Here is a 953-nt window from a genome sequence, read left to right on the forward strand (position 1 = left end):
GCGCAGCTGCTGGCGGCGGCCGGCGGCACCCTGCTGCTGCCGGCGGTGACGGCGCTGACCCTCGGGATCGTCGGCAAGGACCGGTTCCCGAGCCAGCAGGGTCGCAACCAGGCCTTCAACCACGTCGGCATCCTGATCGCCGCCGGCGCGATCACGCTCGGCACCGCGCGGTTCGGGCCGGCCATCGCCTTCTGGGTGCTCGGCCTGATGGCGGTGCTGGCGATCGCCGCCGCGCTGGCGACGCCGGCCTCCGCCTGGAGCCAGCGCCGGGCGGTCGGCTGGAAGGAGGACGAGGCGAAGGATGGGGCCAAGGATGGGAAGAAGGAGGAGGACGCGCCGCAGCGGGCCGGTATCCGCACCGTCCTCGGCGACCGCCGGCTCCTGGTGCTCGCCTGCGCGCTGACGCTGTTCAACCTCGGCAGCGGCGGCATGCTCTCGCTGCTCGGCCAGAAGCTCGTCGCCACCGCCGTCAGCGCGACGCACTGGACGGCGATCTACGTCATGGTGGCCCAGCTCACGATGGTGCCGGTGGCGTTGTTCGCGGGCTCGCTCGCCGACCGGCGCGGCCGGCGCAAGCTCCTGCTCGCGGCCTTCGCGGTGCTGCCGGTGCGCGCCGCGCTCTCGGCCTTCGTCGACGACCCGACCTGGCTGATCCTGGCCGAGATCCTCGACGGGGTGGCGTCGGGCATCGTCGGCGTGGCGGTGCCGGTGGTGGTCGCCGACCTGACCTGGGGCTCGGGCCGGACGCAGACGGCGCTCGGCACCGTCAACGCGGTGCAGGGCGTCGGCGGCGCGCTCTCGGCCTGGTACGGCGGCCTCGCTTTCGGCCTGTTCGGCTGGGCCGGCGCGTTCCTGGCGCTCGGCGCGCCTGCGCTTGCGGCGCTCGCCCTGGTGATCTGGTTCGACGCGACGCCCGAGCCCGGCCGCCGGTCGCGGCGGCGCCAGGCCCGCAC

The 953-nt window shown here is 75.1% G+C and carries 1 protein-coding gene; it reads left to right on the forward strand.

Translation table 11 applies throughout. The annotated features are described in order from the left end of the window. Positions 1-953: MFS transporter (locus FV222_RS27405; RefSeq protein WP_147816285.1), on the forward strand; the 953-nt coding region annotated here is incomplete at both ends.

It is taken from the genome of Methylobacterium sp. WL103 (assembly GCF_008039885.1).
Taxonomy (GTDB): domain Bacteria; phylum Pseudomonadota; class Alphaproteobacteria; order Rhizobiales; family Beijerinckiaceae; genus Methylobacterium; species Methylobacterium cerastii.